This window comes from Mesorhizobium erdmanii USDA 3471, assembly GCF_000472705.1.
In the GTDB taxonomy this organism is placed as follows: domain Bacteria; phylum Pseudomonadota; class Alphaproteobacteria; order Rhizobiales; family Rhizobiaceae; genus Mesorhizobium; species Mesorhizobium erdmanii.
Map to the genome: position 1 here is coordinate 263,002 of NZ_AXAE01000012.1, position 21,012 is coordinate 284,013.

Annotated in this window: 20 protein-coding genes; 12 read left to right on the forward strand and 8 right to left on the reverse strand. The window is 63.7% G+C overall.

What is annotated here, in order from left to right:
* Positions 1–20: 20 nt before the first annotated feature.
* Positions 21–836, reverse strand: coding sequence for a p-hydroxycinnamoyl CoA hydratase/lyase (locus A3AU_RS0108670; RefSeq protein ID WP_027052447.1), 816 nt, complete (start codon positions 834–836; stop codon positions 21–23).
* Between the two features lie 171 nt (positions 837–1,007).
* On the opposite strand from A3AU_RS0108670, the gene A3AU_RS0108675 reads away from it, so the two are divergent.
* The 3 genes from A3AU_RS0108675 (at position 1,008) to A3AU_RS0108685 (ending at position 3,490) form a co-directional block, all read left to right on the forward strand.
* A complete protein-coding gene (locus tag A3AU_RS0108675; RefSeq protein ID WP_154674552.1) occupies positions 1,008–1,436 on the forward strand; it encodes a MarR family winged helix-turn-helix transcriptional regulator in 429 nt (142 codons plus the stop codon).
* Between the two features lie 135 nt (positions 1,437–1,571).
* A complete protein-coding gene (locus A3AU_RS0108680; RefSeq protein WP_027052449.1) occupies positions 1,572–2,135 on the forward strand; it encodes a cytochrome b in 564 nt (187 codons plus the stop codon).
* A 248-nt stretch (positions 2,136–2,383) separates the two neighbouring features.
* On the forward strand, positions 2,384–3,490 hold the full coding sequence (locus A3AU_RS0108685; protein WP_245235439.1) for a Fic family protein: 1,107 nt from the start codon (positions 2,384–2,386) through the stop codon (positions 3,488–3,490).
* A 160-nt stretch (positions 3,491–3,650) separates the two neighbouring features.
* Here the strand turns inward: A3AU_RS0108685 and A3AU_RS0108690 are convergent, their stop codons facing one another.
* Positions 3,651–4,775, reverse strand: coding sequence for an NAD(P)/FAD-dependent oxidoreductase (locus tag A3AU_RS0108690; protein WP_027052451.1), 1,125 nt, complete (start codon positions 4,773–4,775; stop codon positions 3,651–3,653).
* A gap of 132 nt (positions 4,776–4,907) precedes the next feature.
* On the reverse strand, positions 4,908–5,822 hold the full coding sequence (locus tag A3AU_RS0108695; RefSeq protein ID WP_027052452.1) for a LysR substrate-binding domain-containing protein: 915 nt from the start codon (positions 5,820–5,822) through the stop codon (positions 4,908–4,910).
* Positions 5,823–5,943: 121 nt separating this feature from the next.
* Between A3AU_RS0108695 and A3AU_RS0108700 the strand changes: the two genes are divergently transcribed.
* Entirely contained in the window at positions 5,944–6,648 is a 705-nt protein-coding gene (locus A3AU_RS0108700; RefSeq protein WP_027052453.1) for an SDR family oxidoreductase, read from the forward strand.
* 18 nt (positions 6,649–6,666) lie between these two features.
* Here the strand turns inward: A3AU_RS0108700 and A3AU_RS01000000135160 are convergent, their stop codons facing one another.
* Both A3AU_RS01000000135160 and A3AU_RS0108710 read right to left on the reverse strand, forming a co-directional pair.
* Complete coding sequence (locus tag A3AU_RS01000000135160) at positions 6,667–9,102, reverse strand: putative bifunctional diguanylate cyclase/phosphodiesterase (RefSeq protein ID WP_027052454.1); 2,436 nt, start codon at positions 9,100–9,102, stop codon at positions 6,667–6,669.
* Between the two features lie 162 nt (positions 9,103–9,264).
* On the reverse strand, positions 9,265–10,533 hold the full coding sequence (locus tag A3AU_RS0108710; RefSeq protein ID WP_027052455.1) for a cytochrome-c peroxidase: 1,269 nt from the start codon (positions 10,531–10,533) through the stop codon (positions 9,265–9,267).
* A gap of 212 nt (positions 10,534–10,745) precedes the next feature.
* Here A3AU_RS0108710 and A3AU_RS0108715 point away from each other — a divergent pair, with 212 nt between their 5' ends.
* Positions 10,746–12,278 carry an acid phosphatase gene (locus A3AU_RS0108715; RefSeq protein ID WP_027052456.1) on the forward strand — a complete coding sequence of 511 codons (1,533 nt, stop codon included), beginning with the start codon at positions 10,746–10,748 and terminating at the stop codon, positions 12,276–12,278.
* Between the two features lie 38 nt (positions 12,279–12,316).
* On the opposite strand, the gene A3AU_RS0108720 is transcribed toward A3AU_RS0108715, so the two are convergent.
* A complete protein-coding gene (locus A3AU_RS0108720; protein ID WP_027052457.1) occupies positions 12,317–12,910 on the reverse strand; it encodes a DUF922 domain-containing Zn-dependent protease in 594 nt (197 codons plus the stop codon).
* 103 nt (positions 12,911–13,013) lie between these two features.
* Between A3AU_RS0108720 and A3AU_RS0108725 the strand changes: the two genes are divergently transcribed.
* Positions 13,014–13,511, forward strand: a complete 498-nt coding sequence (locus A3AU_RS0108725; RefSeq protein ID WP_027052458.1) for a hypothetical protein — start codon at positions 13,014–13,016, stop codon at positions 13,509–13,511.
* 168 nt (positions 13,512–13,679) lie between these two features.
* Here A3AU_RS0108725 and pdxR read toward each other — a convergent pair whose 3' ends face one another.
* Positions 13,680–15,119, reverse strand: coding sequence for a MocR-like pyridoxine biosynthesis transcription factor PdxR (gene pdxR, locus A3AU_RS0108730; protein WP_027052459.1), 1,440 nt, complete (start codon positions 15,117–15,119; stop codon positions 13,680–13,682).
* Positions 15,120–15,157: 38 nt separating this feature from the next.
* Here pdxR and A3AU_RS0108735 point away from each other — a divergent pair, with 38 nt between their 5' ends.
* The 3 genes from A3AU_RS0108735 (at position 15,158) to A3AU_RS0108745 (ending at position 17,743) form a co-directional block, all read left to right on the forward strand.
* Positions 15,158–15,877, forward strand: a complete 720-nt coding sequence (locus tag A3AU_RS0108735) for a pyridoxamine 5'-phosphate oxidase family protein (protein WP_027052460.1) — start codon at positions 15,158–15,160, stop codon at positions 15,875–15,877.
* A gap of 80 nt (positions 15,878–15,957) precedes the next feature.
* Positions 15,958–16,410: a GNAT family N-acetyltransferase gene (locus A3AU_RS0108740; RefSeq protein ID WP_027052461.1), complete on the forward strand. Its 453-nt coding sequence runs from the start codon at positions 15,958–15,960 to the stop codon at positions 16,408–16,410.
* A gap of 163 nt (positions 16,411–16,573) precedes the next feature.
* Positions 16,574–17,743: an aminotransferase-like domain-containing protein gene (locus A3AU_RS0108745; protein ID WP_051355326.1), complete on the forward strand. Its 1,170-nt coding sequence runs from the start codon at positions 16,574–16,576 to the stop codon at positions 17,741–17,743.
* A 24-nt stretch (positions 17,744–17,767) separates the two neighbouring features.
* On the opposite strand, the gene A3AU_RS0108750 is transcribed toward A3AU_RS0108745, so the two are convergent.
* The gene (locus A3AU_RS0108750; RefSeq protein ID WP_245235440.1) at positions 17,768–18,022 is read right to left on the reverse strand and encodes a hypothetical protein; all 255 of its coding nucleotides are present in this window, start codon (positions 18,020–18,022) and stop codon (positions 17,768–17,770) included.
* A 175-nt stretch (positions 18,023–18,197) separates the two neighbouring features.
* Between A3AU_RS0108750 and A3AU_RS0108755 the strand changes: the two genes are divergently transcribed.
* From A3AU_RS0108755 to A3AU_RS0108765, 3 genes are all read left to right on the forward strand, one after another.
* Entirely contained in the window at positions 18,198–18,626 is a 429-nt protein-coding gene (locus A3AU_RS0108755) for a VOC family protein (RefSeq protein ID WP_027052464.1), read from the forward strand.
* Between the two features lie 232 nt (positions 18,627–18,858).
* Positions 18,859–19,374: a hypothetical protein gene (locus tag A3AU_RS0108760; RefSeq protein ID WP_027052465.1), complete on the forward strand. Its 516-nt coding sequence runs from the start codon at positions 18,859–18,861 to the stop codon at positions 19,372–19,374.
* A gap of 596 nt (positions 19,375–19,970) precedes the next feature.
* Positions 19,971–20,951: an AraC family transcriptional regulator gene (locus tag A3AU_RS0108765; protein ID WP_245235441.1), complete on the forward strand. Its 981-nt coding sequence runs from the start codon at positions 19,971–19,973 to the stop codon at positions 20,949–20,951.
* Positions 20,952–21,012: the final 61 nt, after the last annotated feature.

The window sequence follows — 21,012 nt, forward strand, 5'->3', positions numbered from 1 at the left end:
CTATGGCGTCTTCCGGGGCGTCATCTGGCCTTGTCGTAGGCGCCGAGGCCGGGCTTGTAGCTCTTTTCGTCGATGAACTGGCGGATGCCTTCCTTGCGGCCCTGATTGTCGAATGAGTTTGCCGCCTCCTGTGCCCGCACCAGATAGTCCTCGGCATTGTCGTAGGTCATTTCGGCAACGCGGCGGATGGCGTCCTTGGTTGCCTTGAGCGCAATCGGGTTCTTCTTCAGCAAAATGTTCGCGACCTCGGTGACGCGCGCCTTGAGGTCGGCCAGCGGCAGGCTTTCATTGACCAGCCTCCAGGCGGCGGCCTTCCTGCCGTCGATGAGCTCGCCGGTCAGTGCGTGGTACATGGCGTCACGCATCGACAGGAGGTCTACCACCACCTTGGTAGCGCCGCCGCCGGGCAGGATGCCCCAGTTGATCTCGGACAGAGCGAATTGCGCCTCGTCGGCGGCAAAGGCGAGGTCGCAGGCGAAGAGCGGGCCATAGCCGCCGCCAAAGCACCATCCATTGACCATGGCGATGGTCGGCTTGCCGTACCAGCGCAGGCGTCGCCACCAGCCATAGGCTTCCGCTTGCGCCTTGCGGATGGCGCCAAGACCCTTGGCCTCGGTCTCGCGAAAATACTCCTTGAGGTCCATGCCCGCCGACCAGGCGCTGCCTTCGCCAGACAGCACCAGCACGCCGACATCGTCGCGGAACTCGAGCGCGTCGAGAACCTCCATCATGCGCCGGTTGAGTGCCGGGTTCATGCAGTTGCGCTTGTCCGGCCGGTTGAAGCGCACCCAGGCGATGCCGTTCTCGACGTCGAAGGCAACGGTCTCTTCGGTCATGGTCGGTATCCTCCCGCTCCTTATTGGCGTTGGTGAAATTTGCTATGGAGCATAGCTATAATGGTTGCTATGTTGCATAGTGTTTTTCGCTTGACAAGAGGGGGCATCGCGGCGATCGGTTGCAGCATGGATGATGCAAAGGTTCACGCCGGTACCGCCGCGCGAGGTGCGATGGCCGAGGACGCGCTCGACGCACAGATCGGCTACAATCTGAGGCGCGCCTCGACCTTCGCGCTCAACGATTTCGCGGTCGAGCTGGCCGATGCGGCGCTGCGCCCGGTCACCTACGGCATGCTGGCGCTGATCGACGAGCGGCCCGGCATCAGCGCGGCCGAGCTCGGCCGTCTGCTCGGCATGAAGAGCGCCAACATGGCGCCGCTGCTGGCCGAGCTTGAAGAGCGCGGGCTGGTCGAACGCGACGACCATGCGCAGGACAAGCGAGTGCGGGTGCTGACGCTGACGCGGGCCGCAAGCGAGGCCATGCCCGGGTGGCGGCGACAGGTGCGCCGGCACGAGGACCGGTTCCTGAATCGACTGACGGAAAAGGAGCGGGCGACGCTGCTGCGCCTGCTGCGCCTGATCTGGACGGAGGAAGGGTAGGGGTTCGTGCCGCAGGAAGCGCCGCCAGCGAACCCAACCGATATGCGCCGTAAAACTCATGTTACTTGAGGAACCAGGAAAATAGCCGCACGTTCACCCTCGCCAGGGTTTTCTCACCTCGACAGGAGTCTTCGCATGTCGCTTTCCGGCTCGACAACCCGTTTTGGGCGCCTTGCCCAGGCTCTCCATTGGCTGACTGCTCTGCTGGTGCTCGCCGCATTCCTGGTGTCCGCTGGCGGGCCGCCCGAACGCGTCTATTCCACGGCGAGGGCATCGACATTGCTGCTGCACGAGTCGCTTGGCTTCTCGGTTCTCTGTTTGTTGGTCATTCGCTTGGTCTGGCGCCTTTTCGACCGCATTCCCGACGCTCCAGCGATGCCTGGCTGGATGGAGCTTGCTTCGAAAGCAACGCATTGGGCGCTTTACGCTCTGCTGTTCGCGGTCCCTGCGACGGCCATGATCGGCGCCTTGTTCGGCGGGCACCCGGTGACGATCTACGGCCTTGGAGCGATCGGTCCGTTTTCAGGCGCCTGGGGTGCGCCGCTGGCGGAAATCCATGGCACGCTCGGCGATATCATCATGTGGCTCGCCGGCCTGCATGCGGCCGCGGCCATCTTCCATCATGTCTTCTTACGTGATCGCGTGCTGAGCCAGATGGTACCGGGCCTGCCCGACCCATCGTCCGGGCAGGGCGGCTGAGCGTGGTCAATCGAGAACGATGCGGATCGCCTGATCGACGACCGGGTTCAGGCTGCTTGCCAGGCGAAAATCGCAATGCCGAAAGTTTCTGAAACAGTCAGGCTCTTATTTCAGAAACCTCATCGGAAAATGAAATAGCTATTGGAAGCTGGCGGAATCTGACATAAGGATTATCTTATTGCAGAAATCACGGCTTTTTCTGAAATATGGATCTATCGGCTTACAAGGCGGGAAAGTACGAAAAGCGATTGGAATATCGCAGTTTCGCGCCAGCCTCGATCAATCATCCCTGGATAGTCTCCGACCCGTACGTCATAGACGTGCTTAGCCGCGCCGATCGCGCACTGGGTGAATTGAACGCATTCGCGCAACTCGTTCCCGACATCGATTTTTTCATTAGCATGTACGTCGCGAAGGAAGCCACCCAGTCCAGCCGGATCGAAGGCACCCAGACCAATATCGAGGACGCCTTCAAGCAGATCGAGGACTTGTCTCCCGACGCTCGTGACGATTGGGGGGAGGTGCAGAACTACATCCAGGCGATCAACAGCGCCATTGACAGCCTGCAGCGCCTGCCTTTCTCAAACAGGCTGCTGAAGGAAACGCATGCCATCCTCATGCAGGGCGTGCGCGGCGAAACCAAGCAGCCTGGGGAATTTCGAACCAGCCAGAACTGGATCGGCGTGAGCCTGAGAAACGCGGTGTTCGTACCGCCGCATCACGAGCATGTGCCCGAGCTCATGAGTGACATGGAGAAATTCATCCATGACGACAGCCTGCGCTTGCCGCCGCTTATCCGCATCGCGATCGCTCACTATCAATTTGAAACCATCCACCCATTCCTGGATGGCAACGGACGGCTGGGCCGCCTCATGATCTCGCTCTACCTGGCTTCGCAGGGGCTCCTCGTCAAACCGGCGCTTTACCTGTCCGATTATTTCGAACGCAACAAAACCGCCTATATCGATCACCTGATGGCCGTTCGTGAAGGCAACCATATGCGTGAGTGGCTGATCTTCTTCCTCCACGGAGTAGAGGAGACCGCGCGCGCTTCTGCCGACGTGTTCCGGAAGATTCTGGTGCTGAAGGAACATATAGAACGTGAAACGCTGCCGCGTTTCAGCTATCGTCGTCAAGGCAACGCGCAGCAGCTTGTAAGGCATCTCTACAGGAAACCGCTTGTCGACGTGAAGGGCGTCACCACTTTGCTGGACACGACGACCAATACGGCCACCTCGCTGATTGCCGACTTAATCAATCATGGCGTTCTGGTCGAAGTAACAGGCCAAAGGCGCAACAGGCTTTTCGTGTTCGAACAGTATCTCCATCTCTTCGAACGACGTGGACGCGACTGATGCCGTCGGTCGCGTCGCTCCTTGTTTGCCATGCTGTCTCGTGGGTCACCATCCCGGTAGAAACGGGATCGCCTGATCACCACCGGGTGCAGGCCGCTGGCCTGGAAGCACAGGCGGTTGCCGGAGCCGACTGCTGCTCATTGCGAGGTCCGACGCGGGATCACGCCGGGACCAGGAAACGGTCGGGCGCCAGCGCCGCGGCGGTGACGCCCAGTGCGGTAACGTCCCGCGGCAAGGGCAGGCCGCGCATCAGCGCCGAGCTCAGCCTCGCCAGCGTCAGCGATACCTGGAAACCGTAGCCGCCCTGGCCGCCGAGCCAGAAGAAGCCGGGCAGGCGCGGATCGAAGCCGGCGACCGGTGTGCGGTCGGGCGAAAAGGTCCGCAGGCCCGCCCATGGCGTCGAAGGCCGGCCAATGCGCATCGACGTCGCCTGTTCGATGCGGTCGACGGCGATGGCGACGTCGATATCTTCCGGCCAGGCGTCACAAGGCTCGGAGTCCGTTTCGTCGGCGAGCGAGCCGATCAGCCGGCCGGCATCGGGTTTGAAATAGAACTGTTCGTGCAGGTCGACCACCAGCGGCCAGCCGGCGATGTCCATGCCGGCGGGCGGATCGAACAGGAAGGCGGTGCGCCGTTTCGGCCGGAAGCCGAGGCCCGCGAGCCCCGCCAGGCCGGCAACGACATCGACCCAGGCGCCGGCGGCGTTGACGACGATGTCGGCTGAGTAGATGCCGGCGCTCGTTTCAACCCGATAAGCGCTCCCGTCGAGTGATATGGCGCGAACCTCCTCGCCGGTGCGGATCAGGCCGCCGCTGGATTTCACCGCAGAAGCGCAGGACGCCAGCATCCTGGCCGTGTCGACATCCATCGCGTCCGGCTCATAGACGCCGCCGCAGGTGGCTTCTGTGGCGATGACCGGAACCAGCGCGTGAAGTTCGGCCGCCGACAGGCGGCATACGCTGGGCACCAGCGCGTGCAATTCGCCGGCCAGCTTGTCGATCGCCGCATCGTCGCCGCGCCAGCCGACATGCAACGCGCCGCGCCGATGGGTGGCGAAGCCGCCCTCGACGATGGCCTGCCGGCTGGCCAGCGTCAGGCCGCGCACCAGCCGGTTTCCGTAGGTCTCGGTGAACAAAGCGGCGGAGCGGCCGCTGGCGTGGTAGCCCAGATGCGGCTCGCGCTCGATGACGGTGACCGCTGCCCAGTCGCGCAAGGCGGCGGCCACCGACAGGCCGGCAATGCCGCCGCCGATGATGACGATTTTTGGGGAGGAGTTCGACTGCATCCGTTACTCGTAAAAATGATTTCGCATCCAGTCAAACCGCGCGGTCTTTCCCAATCGGCAGCCGCCTACAATGCCATGGTCCGCCCCAATCCTCGCCGAACTGCCTCATGATGCGCGTCGCAGGGATCCGTTTCAGGGCGACGGGCTTTGGGCTGGCAGCGCTTCCCCCGCATCCAGCAGCCATTGCCGCACGGCCTGCGTCGGCTCGGGGTGGCGCTGTTTTCTCGGCATCACGACATGGAAATCCTGGGTGCCGCGCATCTCGCCACGGACCGGCTGGACCAACCGCCCGGCGGCAAGATCGGTCTCGACCAGAAAGCGGCTGGCCAGTGCGATGCCCTGGCCGGCGAGGGCCGCGTCTATGGCGAGCCCGGTCTGGTTGAAGCGCATGCGTTTGAGCTCGACCGTCATCTTCAGGCCGACGGCCTTTTCCATGAATTCCGGCCACAGATTGTGCGCGTCGTGGAGCAGGACGTGATGCTGGATGTCGGCCGCGGCGATTTCGGTCGTGCCGGCGGGCAGCAGGGCTGGGCTGCAGATCGCGATGATCTGCTGGGGAAACAACAGGTCGACGATGAGGCCGGCGCCGAAGGGCGGCCGACCTTGTCTGACCGCGATGTCGACGCCGTCGGCCTGGAAGCTCGACAGGCTTTCGCTGGCCAGCACGCGCAGGTCGACCAGCGGATTGCCGGCCATGAAATGCTGCAGCCTGGGGATCAGCCATTTGGTGGCAAAACTCGGCGTCACGCTGATCGTCAGCCGCGCCGGCTCGGGGCGCAGCAAAAGCGTCGCCTCCGAGATCAGGTCGAAGGCGCGGCGGATGTTGGGGACATAGGCGCGGCCTCCGTCGGTCAGCGCCAGGCCGCGCGGCAGACGCTCGAACAGTTTGGTGCCGAGATGGGTCTCCAGGCCGCGAATGTGCTGGGCGACCGCCCCTTGCGTGACGTTCAACTCCTCGGCGGCGATGCGGAAGTTGAGATGGCGCGCCGAAGCCTCGAAGGCGCGCAGCGCATTCAATGGCGGCAGGCTGAGGAAGGCTTCGGGCATGCAGGAGTTTTTCTACAGGTTGATTTCAGCCATTCTGGTTCGAACCGGGCGGAGAAACCAGCTATAGCACCGTTCAAATCCCGAAAACACCGCTCGCGGTGCCCGCTGAAAGGAGAACCCAATGAGTGTAGAAAAAGTGGCTGTCGTGGTGGCCGGTGGCAGTGGCATGGGGGCAGCGGCGGCGAAGCGCCTGGCGGCGGACGGCTTCAAGGTCGCCATCCTCTCTTCCTCCGGCAAGGGCGAGGCGCTGGCCAAGGAATTGGGCGGGCTGGGCGTCACCGGCTCCAACCAGTCGAACGACGATCTGCAGCGCCTCGCCGACCTGACGCTAGAGCGGTTTGGCCGCATCGACGTGCTGGTCAACAGCGGCGGCCACGGGCCGCGCGCGCCGATCCTCGAGATCACGGACGAGCAGTGGCACACCGGCATGGATGTCTACCTGCTCAACGTCGTCAGGCCGGTGCGCATCGTGGCGCCGCAGATGGTCAAGCAGAAGGGCGGCGCCATCATCAACATCTCGACGGCCTGGGTGGCCGAGCCGAACGCGATGTTCCCGACATCGGCGGTCTTTCGCGCGGGCCTTGCCGCCTACACCAAGATCTTCGCCAACACTTACGCCGCCGACAATGTCCGCATGAACAACGTGCTGCCCGGCTGGATCGACAGCCTGCCGGCCACCGAGGAGCGCCGCGACAACGTGCCGATGCAGCGCTATGGGACGAGCGAGGAGATCGCCGCGACGATTGCGTTCCTGGCGTCGGAAGGCGCCGGCTACATCACCGGGCAGAACATCCGCGTGGATGGGGGCGTTATACGGGCGCTGTGAGGCTGGCGAGGGCCGGGCTTAAGCCGTCAAAAGCACTGGCTGTTCGAAAAGCGCATGAAGCTCGGAGACCGGCATTGGGCGTCCAAACAACCAGCCCTGCACATCCGTGCAGCCGTTCTCCCTGACCAGGCGATACTGGTCTTCGGTCTCGACGCCTTCGGCGGTCGTCGTCATGCCGAGCGTGGTGCCGAGTTCGGCGACGGCCTTGACGATCGCCCGGCTTTCGCTGCTCTCGCACATCAGGCTGACGAAGCTGCGGTCGATCTTGATGCGGTTGAACGGGAACGACCTGAGATAGCTCAGCGAGGAATAGCCGGTGCCGAAATCGTCCATGGCTATGGAGATGCCGAGGTCGCGCAGGCTGTGCAGCGTTCTCACCGTGTTTTCGTTGTTCGCCAGCAGCACCGACTCGGTGATCTCCAGTTCGAGCCGCGACGGCAGCAGGCCCGAAGCCGCGAGCGCCGAGGCAACCTGAAGCGATAGCCCCTGCTGCTTGAACTGGGCCGGCGAGAGATTGACCGCGACCTTGACGGGCACGGGCCATTTCGCGGCGTCGGCGCAGGCCCGCCGCATGATCCACTCGCCAAGCGCATCGATGACAGCCGTTTCCTCGGCCAACTGGATGAACTCCGAAGGCGCCAGGAGACCGAGGCGCGGATGGTTCCATCGCACCAGCGCTTCGAAGCCGGTGAGCTTCGAGGTCTTTGCATCGTGCAGCGGTTGATAGTGCAGAACGAATTGCTCTTTTGTCACGCCAAGAGTCAGTTCGGATTCCAGCAGGCGCCGCTCCTGCAGTCTTGCATCCATTCCCGGCTCGAACGACCTGCAGGTGCCACGCCCCTCCATCTTGGCCTTGTACAGAGCAAGGTCGGCATTGCGGATAAGGGTTTCCGAACGTTGCCCGTCGTCGGGGAAGACGGCGATACCGATGCTGCCGCCGATGTTGATCTTGTGGCCCTGGATGGAGAATTCGTCTGACAGGGCATGAATGACACGGCTTGCCAGCACGCCGGCCTCGTCGTTGCCGTCTAGCAGGAGCTGAAGGATGACGAACTCGTCCCCGCCTATTCGCGCCACCATGGCGGTTTCGCCGGCATGCTGCTTCAACCGCTTCGCCACCGCCCCGAGAAGCTCGTCGCCGACCGGATGGCCAAGCGTGTCATTGACCGGCTTGAAACGGTCGAGGTCGACGCAATGAACGGCCAGCTTCTCGCCGTGCCTGAGGCTTCTCAACGCCTCGTCCATGGTGTCCGCCAAGAGGCCCCGGTTGGGCAGGCCGGTGAGAATGTCATGCGTGGCAAGGTGCTGGATCTCGGCGGTGCGCTCCTCGACCCGCAGTTCCAACGTCGAGGCGGCATTCGCCTGCATCATCATTGCGCGTCCGATCGCATACCAGCAGGCCAGCGCCAGCAGCGTGACCACGGCGACCGCCGCATAGCCGGCCAGCTCGAATTCCCGCACGGACTGGGCGTCCATATTGGCGTCGAAGCGGCTGTTGGGAAAACCAGCCCAAAGACGCCATGCGCTTCTGGGATCGTTGAGCGAGAGCGGGATGACTTCGGAATAGATCAGGTTGGGGTCGGCGGCCGTGAAGGCACGGGAATCGGCCGCGAGCGAAGTCGACATCTTGTGCTGGTCGGATTCGAAGCCGTAGCCCGAATTGACGATGACGTAGTCGGTGCTCGGCAAGAGTTTGCGCAGCGCCGAGGTGAGCATGATCGCCGAGACCGAGCCGCGCAGGCTGCCGTCCTGGCCGAACACCGGGACCGAGAGGATGAAGCCGGAGCGATCCGCATCATTGCCGGTATGTATGAAATCCGTGTTGTCGCAGGTGATGAGCTCCTTGGTGCCGATGATCGGCAAGTTGAGCCCGTCGATGGCGCTTGAATTCGGATAGTTCGCCTTCAGCCAGGCAAGCTGCTTGGCCAGTTCATGGTATTCATAGGTTTCGACCTCTTCCGCGGGGCGGGTCAGCGCTTTGTCGTCGAGCTTCGCGTGCTTGGCGCCGCCGACGGCGTCGGATCTCGCTTTGGCATTCACGATCAGCTGGTCGAACTGGAGGATCGGCTCCTCGAGCTTGCCTGTTTCGGCATCGAACCGGTCCGGGTCGAAATCCAGCGGCAGGAAGTAGACCTCGGAAATCGACACGTTGTTGGCGAGGTTGTTGTAGATCTGCTGGATCGTCGCGCGGCCTTCGTCGCCAAGGTTCGTGCCATGCCGGTCGAGGTTGCGGACGCTTGGCAGGTAGCTCAGCGTGCGCACATTCTCGTAGACGGCCCGCAAGGCGTCTTCCACCGTTTTGGCTGTCGCCTTGGCCGCCGCCTGGGAGTTTTCGACATAGCGTTGCCTGGCCAGCGCGTAGTCGCGCTGGCTGTCGATGCGCAGCGCCACCAGCATCACCGCGCCGGTCAACAGGATCACCACAAATCCGGCCGCTCGCCTGAATGCGTTCATCGACATCCCATCCTCGAGTGGCAAGGGATACCGTATGGCGGTTTAGGAAGCGCTAATGGGATAGGTCCTTCTTTACGATTAGCCATTGTTGCCGCGCATCAAATCCTGGAGATCGAGAACCCAATTTTTCGCGGGCGGGCAGACCAGGCCGGGCGAGGCGGTTCAGTTCGCTGGCGCCGCCTGCTGGTCGGCGTCGGTGAGCGTGCCGAGAAACGCGACGATATCGTCGATCTCCGCATCGTTCAGCGCCGGCTTATCGCCCGGCCTCTTGCCGTCAAAGGGCGGGTCTTGATTCAAGTTTCCCCAGTAAGCCTTTGGCAGATCGTCATATTGCCTGACCGAGCCGTCGGCGTTTTTGGGGTACCAATGGCCGGGGTCGGTATCGCGGCTGGCGTAGAAGGCGACCGCGTCGCGCAGTGTGTGGAAGGCGCCATTGTGGAAGAAGCTTTTGCGTAGCGCGACGTTGCGCAGCGTCGGCGTCTTGAACAGGCCGCAATACTCGCTCCGTCCCTTGAGGTCGGTGCGTAGCGGGCCGCACAGGCCGAGATCGGCATAGGCGGGATCGGCATTGGCGGGAATTGCCGCGTTGCGCGGCACGGCGATGGCGATCAGGCCGAAATCGGTGAATTGCGGTGGCTCGCCGTCATTGGCCGGTTCGCTAAGGTGGCAACTGGCGCAATTGCCTTTCGCTTCGTCCTCGAACAGCGCGCGGCCGCGCATTTCCTGCATTGAAAGGGTCGCCTTGCCGGCGAGGAAGGCATCGTAACGGCTGGAATAGGGATAGAAGTCGGCAGCGCTCTGCTCGAACGTGCCAAGCGCCTCGGCGGCGGCGTCGAAGGCGTCACCCGGATGATCGAACACGTCGGCACCGAAGGCCGCCTTGAAGTCGCCTGCATAGGCCGCCTTGCTCAGTGCTGACGTGACGGCGGCGGCGTCCTTGTTGGCCATCTCGAAGGGCGAGAGCAGGGGGATTTTTGCCTGGTCCTTGCCATGGTCGGCTCGTCCGTCCCAGGTCAGGCCGCCAGTCGGTCCGTTGTCGACGCTCTCGTCGCCCTCGTCCTCGGAATCGTAGAAATGCTCGGTGAAGGCGGGCGAGGCCTGCAGATAGCGCAGCGAGGGAACGGCGCGCAGGCCCGGCTGGTCGAGGTTCGGCCCGCCCATCTCGACCGGCGTCGCCGAAGCCGGGCCGAAGGCATGGCGCGGGTCATGGCAGGACGAGCATGCCTGCTTTCCCGACGCCGACAGTCCCGGGTCGAAGAACATCTTTTTACCAAGCGCGGTCAGCGCTTCGGCGCGCGCGAAAGCCTCGGCGCGCGATAGCGGACCGGGGTGAACGCCATCAGGGCCCGCCGTGTTGGCGGGCGCGGCAAAGCCGACTGCCGCTATCGCGGCAATAGCGACCGTCCGGCTGTTCCATCGTGTCGCTGTCATGTCGCTGTCGTGTCGCTATAAAGGGCATGGTCCGCTTTGGCCCGGAAATAAGAAGGGAGTGCAACGGATTGATGACCGCTCCAGGCGCTCACGAAACCGTGTTCGCAGCGACAGGAAGTGTCACAAAGGTGACAAGGCGTCGACGTTAGTTGCATCTCCATGGTTCGTCGTTCCCGCGTCCTCCAGCCACAGTCAAGCCACGAGGTTTTTCCATGACGAGGCTCAAGCTCCTCACGTCCTTCTGTCTGGCCGGTTCGGCCCTGGTTCCTTTCACGGCCCACGCCGCTCCACCCGGCTACGACAAGATCGACACCGTCGTCGTCATCTACGCCGAGAACCGCAGCTTCGATAATCTCTATGGCGGCTTTCCCGGCGCCAATGGGCTGGCCAATGTCTCGGCCGACCAGGCACGCCAGCTCGACCGCGACGGCAAGCCGCTTTCGGAACTGCCGCCGGCCTGGGGCGGGCTGACCGGCAAGGGGGTGACGCCTGTCGTGACCGAGGCGCAGTCGGCGCATCTGGCCAATGCCACCTTCGCCATCGACGACGCCAGCGGCTTCAACGAGAAGACATCCGTGGTCACCCGCGATCTCTGGCACCGCTTCTACCAGGAGCAGATGCAGATCGACGGCGGCAAGAACGACAAGTTCGCCGCCTGGGCCGATTCCGGCGGTCTCGTCATGGGCCATTATGACGGCTCCGGCCTGCCGATGTGGGCGGTGGCGAAAAAGTACGTGCTGGCCGACAACTTCTTCCAGGGCGCCTTTGGCGGCTCCTTCCTCAATCATATCATGCTCGCCTGCGCCTGCGCGCCGGTCTATCCGCATGCCGACACCAGCCCGGTGAAAGGGCAGATCGCCGTCGTCGAGGCCGATGGCAAGACGCTGAAGGTCGCCGACAATTCGCCGGCCTCGGCACTTGGCGGCGTACCGAAATTCGTCAATGACGGCGCCATCACGCCGGATTTCCATGCCGTCAACACCATGCAGCCGCCCTATCAGCCGAGCGCCAACAAGCCGGTCGAGGGCGGCGACAAGGCACTGGCCGATCCGGCGCAGCCCACCACGCTGCCGCCGCAGCACGACATCACCATCGGCGACCTCCTGTCGCTGAAAGGGGTCGACTGGGCCTGGTATGCCGGCGCCTGGCAGGCGACGCTCGACGGCAAGAACGCGACGCCGGTGCCGAACTTCCAGTTCCACCACCAGCCGTTCAACTATTTCGCCGCCTATGCACCCGGCACCGCCGCGCGCAGCGAACATCTCAGGGATGGCGGCCTGGACGGCACCGAGTTCATCAAGGCGATCGACGACGGCAAACTGCCTTCTGTCAGCTTCTACAAGCCGCAGGGCAATCTCAACGAGCATGGCGGCTATACCGACGTGACATCGGGCGACCAGCATCTGGCCGACCTGGTTTCGCATCTGGAGAAAAGCCCGCAATGGAGCCACATGCTGGTCGTCGTCACCTATGACGAGAATGGCGGCTTCTGGGACCATGTCGCGCCGCCCAGGGCGGATCGCTGGGGTCCGGGCAACCGCGTCCCGGCCTTCATCATCTCGCCCTATGCGAAGATGGGTACGGTCGACCACACGCAATACGACACGACGTCGATCCTGCGCTTCATCACCGCGCGCTACGACCTGCCGGTGCTTTCAGGCATCGTCGCCCGCGACAAGGCGCTGACCGGCAATGGCGAGCCGCCGATGGGGGATTTGAGTGCCGCGCTGGATTTGAGCCGGTAGGGGGGCGGCGGACAGGCCACGGCGGTGCGATGGCCCCGTCAGCCGCCATTCACCAAAGCGAGGATCAGCTTCTGCAGATTGCCGCCCTGGCCGAGTTCGACACGGTCGAAATCGCGGCTGGCCTGTCGTTGAGCCTGCGAGAGCGCGGACAGGCGCTTGGTCATCTCGGTGCGGATCTTGCTGCATTTGGGGTCATCGGCGACCGTCAGGCCAACGGTCGCCGCCTCGATCTTGCGCACCATGTCGACAATGGTGGCGCCATGCACCTTTTCATGGGCGCTGACGCCGGCGAGGAAGACCTCCCAGTTCTTCTGGATGGCTGGCGGCAGCGGCGCGGAGGGGCTGGGCAAGGTGTAGGTGATGATGAGCTTCGGCTTGGCCGAAACCAGCACGCAGGCGCCGGCCCGTGCCTGATAGTCCCTCGTCCAGGTCAGCTTGAAATTGGTATGGGCGATGGCGCGGGCAGCGCCGACATTCGGCCCGTTCTCGCCGATCGACCGGTAGAGCTCCGGCCCGGACTGGCCTGAAATGGCGTAGGTCTCGACTTTCTCGACCGGCTTCCATTCGGCACGGGCGGCAGGCGGCAAGGCCACCAGGGCGGCCAGCAGAAGACACAGGCGAACTCTCGACACGACGCTCTCCAAGCGAACCACCCGATCTTGCCGAACAGGCAATGCCACGGGATCGCTTTTCCTATATGCTGGCGGCGGGTGCCGCAATTGTCAGGGGGAAATCATGAAAGCGGGAGTTCTCGTCGTCGCCGGTGCCGTGCTTGCGCTGCAGACCGCGCCGCCGGCTTTTGCCGCGTCGTGCAGCGGCTGGACCGCCAAGATGGAGGAAGACGAGGGCGGCAAGGTGCTGACCGCCTCGGTCTGCGGCGGGCCGAAGGGCGACGCGTATCTGATGCTGAACTGTTTCGACAATCCGGTGCTGAGCTACGATCTGGGCGCCAGCGGCCAGCAGCTGGAGCCTGGCATAAGCGGCTCGTTCGACTTCAAGGCCGACGGCAAGACGGTGACCAAGACGCTGCAGCTTGAGGCCATGTACAATTATTTCGTGGTCGACTTGGCGAAGGCCGACCCGCTGCTCGACCTGTTGCGCGGGAAGGGCGATATTTCGGTCAGCGCGGCCAAGTATGGTTCGATCAGCTTTCCGTTGAAGGGATCGAGCGGCGCCATAGGCAAGGTGCTGGCGCAGTGCGGCAAGGCCAAGCCCGCGGGTGATGCGGATTGAGGGCGGTACCCGCGCCTTCGTCATGCATTACTCTTGCTCTGCAGCACGGGTGGTAGTGCTTTATCCTGATCCGCTTTGACTTCTCACAGGTGTCGCGACATGGATCCCAGGGTCTCCGCGACGGAGCTGCGCTCCTGCTTCGCCCTAGGATGACGAAGGCAGGGGATGCTATCGCATCACCCCACCTAACCTTGCCGTCGCCGCCCTCAATTCCTCGTCCGAGAACCCCGAAAACCCCAGCACCAGCCCGTGCCTCGGCACCCCGTCGATGAACATCGAGGACAGTGCCCGGGCGCCGACGCCCACGGCCTTCGCCGCCTCGACGATCGCGGTGTCCGGGCCGCCCTTCAGCATCGCCATCAGATGCAGCCCCTGTTCGGGCACCGTGACGTCAAGCATATCGCCGCAATGCGCCTCGAGGCCGGCGACCAGCGCGTCGCGCGCGGCTTGCACGCGGCGGCGCACGCGCCTGAGATGCGCGGCGAAGTGGCCTTCGTTCAAGAGATCGGTCAGCGCGCCTTCGGCGAGTGTCGAGGGGTAGCGGTCGGCGCGCGCCCGCACCGCCATCACGGCATCGAGCAGCGGCTCCGGCACCACGACATAGCCGATGCGCAGTCCGGGGAAGAGCACTTTCGAAAACGTGCCGAGATATGCGACGCGGTCCGCGCCATCCATGCCTTGCAGCGAGGTCAGCGGTGGCCCGGCATAACGGAACTCGCTGTCGTAATCGTCCTCGAAGATCCAGGCGTCGTTGCGCCGCGCCCAGTCGAGCAAGGCGAGGCGGCGGCGCATCGTCATCGTCACGCCGAGCGGATATTGGTGCGAGGGCGTGACATAGGCCGCGCGTGCCTTCGGATACAGGCGCGCGCCGATCTCGGGATCAAGCCCCTCGCTGTCCACTGGCACGGCGGCGACCCTGGCGCCGCTGCCAGCCAGCGCGGCATGGGCCATGGGGTAACAGGGGTTTTCGATCCACACGGCGTCACCTGGGCGGATCGCGGCTCGTACCAGGAGGTCGAGCCCCTGTTGCGTGCCCGAGGTTAGCACGATCTGGCCGGCATCGCAGCGTACGCCGCGAGCGGTCCTGAGATACTTGGCAATCGCGGTGCGCAGCGCGATGCCGCCGCGCGGGTCGCCATAGCGGAAATGCTCTGGACCGGGGCGGGCGAGGTGGCGCGACAGCAGGATGCGGAACAGGTCGAGCGTGCGCGGGTCGGACACCGCCACGCCAAGGCCGCAAGGCAGCGAGGCGGCGACGTCGATCTCCGGCGGGCGCGCCTTGGCCAGTGTCGTCGGCAGATACGGTACGTCGCGCGCGACGAAGGTGCCGGCGCCGACCTTGGCGACCGCAAAGCCTTCAGAGATGAGCATTTCGAAACAGGCGACCGCCGCCGAGCGCGACAGGCCGAAGCGCCCCGCCAGATCGCGGGTGGTCGGCAATTTGGCGCCGGCGGCCAAGGCGCCGGTCTCGATCAGCCGCCGGAGCGCCGCATAGAGCTCGCGGCTGCGCGGGCCGTCGCCCGGCAGGACCGGAATCAGTGCCGACCAATCCGGCGGATTGGTCTGAATTTTATTCTCTTGATTGGTTCTTTTTTCGACCAATGGCATGGCGCATGGTTGGCAGACAATAGTTGAGGATGCAAGCTGTGAACGACGTCGCCGCCAGTTTTCCGACCACCAGCCGCAACCGGGTCAAGCGCCTGCACGAGCGGGGCAGCTACGACCATGCGGCGGTCTTCGCGGTGCTGGATGCCGGGCTGATGTGCCATGTCGCCTACAATTTCGACGGCCAGCCCTACTGCACGCCGACGATCCACTGGCGCGAGGGCGACATGCTCTATTGGCACGGTTCATCCGCCAGCCGCATGCTGCGCCAGCTGCGCGGCGGTACGCCGGCCTGCCTCACCGTGTCGCATCTCGACGGGCTGGTGCTGGCGCGCACCGGCTTCAACCATTCCGCCAACTACCGCTCGGCGATGTGCTTCGGCACCGCTGGGATCATCGACGAGCCGGAGGAGAAGATGAAGGCGCTGGCCGGCGTCGTCGATCGTTTCTATCCCGGCCGCAGCGAGACCTTGCGGCCGATCTCGGCGCAGGAAGCCAAGGCGACGATGGTGATCGGCATGCGCATCGAGGAAGCATCGGCGAAGGTGCGCGCCAAGGGTGTCGCCGACGACGAGGAGGATTATGGCCATCCGGTCTGGGCCGGCGTCATCCCGGTGCGCATGGTGATCGGCGCGGCCGAGCCGTGCCCCAGGCTGCTGCCCGGTATCGAGCGGCCGGGGAACCTGGCTGGGTATGCGGAGGGCGAGCGGCTGGACCGGGCGCTGATGCAGGCGCAGGCTGCTTATGAGGGCGATGGCTAATCAGCGCTCTTCCTCCTCCCTTGAGGGAGAAGAAAGAGCGCGAGCTTGCCGCCACCACCGCCTCGCGCTATCCCGTCACCATGATCACCTTCCGCAAGGCGAAAGCCTCCGACCTGCCTGCCATCGTCGCCATGCTGGCCGACGACCCGCTGGGGGCTGGCCGCGAGGATGCTTCGTTGCCGTTGGCGCAGGGTTATGTCGATGCCTTCGACGCCATCGATGCCGACCTCAACCAGCTGCTCGCGGTGGCCGTGGATGGCGGTGAGGTGATCGGTACGTTGCAGATCACCTTCCTGGCCGGGCTTTCGCGAAAAGGCGCCTGGCGCGGGCAGATCGAGGCGGTCCGTGTCGCCAGCGGCAGGCGTTCGGGCGGTATTGGCAAGAAAATGTTCGAATGGGCGATCGATCAATGCCGGGCGCGTGGCTGTAGTGTCGTCCAGCTGACCACCGACAAGGGGCGGGCGGATGCGCACCGCTTTTATGACAGCCTCGGCTTCACCGGCAGCCATATCGGCTACAAGAAGACCTTGTAGGCGTTCCGCCCTAGCGGCGACTGGCGTATACCGCTAGGCCTTCAGGCCCTATTCAAATTGGCCGGCAAAGCGGATATAGGTCAGCTAGGTTGACCTATATGAAAATCGTCTGGGGAGGCGTGACTTGACCCTTTTGAACCTCCTGGCTTCGCGCTCTTCGCGCATGAAAGCCTCCGAAATCCGCGAGCTTTTGAAGCTGCTCGACCAGCCTGATATCATTTCGTTCGCCGGCGGCATTCCCGACCCTTCGCTGTTTCCGGCCGACGCCATCCGCGACGCCTATGCCGAGGTGCTCGGCGGCGCCGAAGCCGGCGCGGCGCTGCAGTACCAGGTCTCGGAAGGCTATCTGCCGCTACGGCGCTGGATCGCCGGGCAGATGGGCAAGCTCGGCGTCGCCTGTGACGAGGCCAACATCTTCATCACCTCCGGCTCGCAGCAGGCGCTGGATTATCTCGGCAAGCTGTTCCTGTCGCCCGGCGACACCGCGCTGGTGACATGGCCGACCTATCTCGGCGCGCTGCAGGCGTTCAATGCCTATGAGCCGCGCTACGACCGGCTGCGGCCCGAAGGCGGCAACATGACGCCGGCGGCCTATCACGCCGCTGCCGCCGCGAATGGCGGCAAGGTCAAATTCGCCTATCTGGTGCCGGACTTCGCCAACCCGACCGGCAACACGCTGGACAGAAAGCAGCGCGAAGCGGTGCTCGACCTTGCCGGCGAACTCGACATCGCCGTCATCGAGGACGCCGCGTATCGGGCGCTGCGCTATGACGGCGAGGGCGTGCCGCCGATCCTGGCGCTCGACTGCGCGAGATCCGGCGGCATCGACAAAGCGCGCACGCTCTATTGCGGCTCGTTCTCGAAAATCCTGTCGCCGGGCATGAGGGTCGGCTGGGTGTGCGGGCCGCGCCACGTGGTGGAGAAACTGGTGCTGATGAAGCAGGCCTCCGATCTGCACAGCCCGTCGATCAACCAGATGGTCATGCACCGCGTCGCCGAATCCGTGTTCGATCGCCAGGTCGACAAGCTGATCGGCGCCTATCGCGAGCGCCGCGACAACCTGCTTGGCGCGCTAGAGGCCAACATGCCGGATGGCGTGACCTGGAGCCGCCCGGAAGGCGGCATGTTCGTCTGGGTGACGCTGCCGGAAGGGGCCGACGCCACCGCGCTGTTGGCACGATCGGTGAAGGAGGCGCGCGTCGCCTTCGTCCCCGGCAACGCCTTCTACGCCGACGGCAGCGGGCGCAACACGCTGCGGCTCTCCTTCACGCTGGCCGACCGCCGCGCGGTGGCCGAGGGCATTCCGCGACTGGCGGCACTGCTCAAGGGCTGAAACCCTCGTCGAAAGGCGGCACCCCTAAGCTGTCACGTTGACCAGCTGCCTGAGCTTCGCAAGTCTGGCGCGCGCCAGCTTGCGGATCGGCTTTTCGAACTTGTCCTCGCGGGTTTCGACGACGAAGACCAATGTCATGAAGTCGAGCATGAACTCGTCGATGGCGGTGGTGAGCGTCTGCGACTTGCCCTTGAACCGCCGCAGCAGGGCGGTTGCCTCCTCGACGTCACCGACACCGGCGCTGTCGACGAGCGCCTCGAGTCTCTGAAAACTGTCCAAGCGCTTTTCCTCCCGCCGCGCCACCAAACTTCACTTTGGGCAGAAGGTTCCCTCAAGGCCTGAGAATTGTCGGCGGTTGTCAGCAGATCGATGTGCCGGCGGCTCCGCACCGGGTCCTCCACATTGACGGTGTTCAGTCGGGGCCTAAATTCGCCCCTTGCGAGGAGGAACTTTCATGGAAACGCAGGAACTGCATCGCGGCCGGCTTATCGATCACATCCAGCTCGTGGTGAGGGACCTCGCCGCCAGCCGGCGTTTCTACGAGGCCGTATTCCAGGCTCTCGACGTGCCGATCGGCGGCACCGGCGAGGATTATTTCTGGTGCGATGAGCTGTTCATCGCCAGCGCCGACAGTCGAGCCGCACAGGGAGAGCTCACCGGCCGTCACCATCTGGCTTTCCAGGCCAGGGATCACGCCATGGTCGATGCCTTCCACAAGGCAGGGCTGGCGGCCGGCGGCAAGGACAATGGCGCGCCGGGCGAGCGGCCCTATCATCCCGGCTACTACGCCGCCTTCCTGCTCGATCCGGACGGCAACAACATCGAGGCCGTCCATCACGGTCCGCACCGGCGCAGTGCCGCGTCGGTCAAGATCACCTTTTAGGACACTGCCTGGCTAGGAGACTGCCCGGAAGCTTGGTCTGGCAGCCAGCCGGCGACGTGCGCCCCGATCCAACGGCGTGCACGTTGCCGTCCTTTGCGTTGCCAGATTGACGGCGCCAATGCTAACCGTGCGAATGGCGGCAGGAATCGGCGCCTAAGCAAGGAACGTCGCCAATTTCTCAATAAAATGCCTGACAGAAACATCATTATCCCATCGTGGAGAAATATATTTCATGCAAAAATCAACCAGGGCGATCTGTGCCGCCACGCTGTTCCTTGTGATTGGAACCACGGCTCTGGCAAATATATTATCTATTACTTATACATTAACCGTCCAGGCCCAGGAGGAATATCTTCCGACGCAGAAGGACTTCGTCGGCAAATGGAAGCTCGCCGGTGGGGCCATCCGGCCGCCGCGCGACATGACGGACGCACCGACGCCGGAACAGGAAGCGGCGGCCAATGAGTTCCAGCAGACGGTGACCAATTTCTACACAGCCTTCGACTATCTCGAGATCACGGCGGACGGCCGCTACAATTTTCATCAGCCCGGCGATCCGACCTCGGCGCCTTGCGTCTGGTGCGGAACCTGGTCCTTCAGCAAGAGTTCGCTGTGGCTCAAGCTGGACACGGCGCCCCGGCTCGATATCTACGCCAAGGACGGCGATATCCAGATGACCTATACCGCCGAACCCGATGAAAAGTCGAAATACGCCTGGCTGGTCTTCGGCTGGACGAAGGTCGAGTAGGCCGCGCGCGATGCGCCGGTAGCGTTCATTCAGGGTTGGCGTAGCTCGCTACGTTCGTCATCCCTGGGCGAAGCAGGAGCGCAGCTCCGTCGCGGAGACCCTGGGATCCATGCCGCGACCTCGAACGAAGGGCGCAGCTGAGCAGAATTCCGCACCGCTGTAGCTCTCGAAAGTCGCGGCATGGATCCTATGGTCTGCGCGGCGTCGCTTCGCTCCTTGCTCCGCCATAGGATGACGAAGCGGGTGTTGGAAGCGCATTTCGAGACAGGGCCTAACGTGTCTTGCATTTTTGATGCGAGCTGTCCGAGAACCCTATGAACGCGCTGCCAGAAGCCGTGCCGCAGGCGCAGATTTAACCTAGACGAATAGCCGCCGATCCGCACGGACGGGCTCGGTCAAGCATCGCGCCTAGCTGGCGGTTCGACAACCCAGATGATTCCCGTGCTCTTGGATATTTCCGAGCATTTCTGAAATCTCGAACGCCGATTTTCGGCACATCCTTGACCGGGACGGCAATGAAATTGTCTTGCAAAGCACAGATATTACCGACTCTGGACAAGACATAAGCAAGTTCCATAGGGTGTGGTCTCTGGAAGGTGCGGGAAGGTGCGGTTACACTGAAAAAGAACGTCTTCTCCTCAGTCGATCTGCCGTCATATCTGGACGATCGCGCGCGGTTCGCGCTCTGGCAGGATATCCATGTCGCCGAGATCTGGTCGGTCGAATACGCCATCTCGGCCAACCGGTCCTTCGCCGCGGCCATCGAGGCCATGCCGGTCGGGCCGCTGGTGCTCGGGCAGATGGCCGGAACGATCCAGCATGCCAGCCGCAAGACTCGCAACATCGCCGACGATGGCCGTGACGGCTACCTCCTGTTGATCAACAATGGCGACACCAGGCTGAGCGGCGCCCAGGTCGGCCGCGACTACAGCGTGGGCAAGGGGGAGGCCGCACTGGTCTCGGCCTCCGAAGCGCTGGAAATGAGTGGCGGCGACAGCAATGTCTGGGCCAACATCGTCGTCCCGCGCGAGATACTGGAGAATGCTTTCGCCCATGCCGACGACCGGCTGGCGTTGACCGTGGCTGCCGACAATGAGGCGCTGGCCATGCTCCGGCGCTATTGCAGCTTCCTGGAAGCAGGTCCGGTCCTGGTTTCACCTGAACTCATCACCCATGCCACCGAAACGATCGTCGACCTGATCGGCCTGGCGATCGGCGCCAAGGGCGATCCAGCCGAACTTGCGGGCATGCGCGGCCTGCGCGCGGCACGGCTGCAGGCCATACTGGACAAGATCCGCGACAACTTCGCCGATCCTGCCATCTCTGCCCAGCAAGTCGCCCAGCAGTTGCGGCTCTCCGTGCGTTATGTCCATGATCTGCTGCAGGAAAGCGGTGCCAGCTTCGCCGAACGCATTCTCGAACTGCGCCTGCAAAGGGCCCACCGGATGCTCAGCGACAGGCGCAACGACCGGATGCGGATCAGCGAGATCGCGCTGCTGAGCGGCTTCTCCGACGTTTCCTATTTCAACCGCTGCTTCCGTCGCCGCTTCGGCTCGACGCCGAGCGGCGCCAGATAGAGCATCCAAGGGTCTGCCTCGTCCGGTGTGCGCAACGGCCACACCAGACGGGAAAGCATCA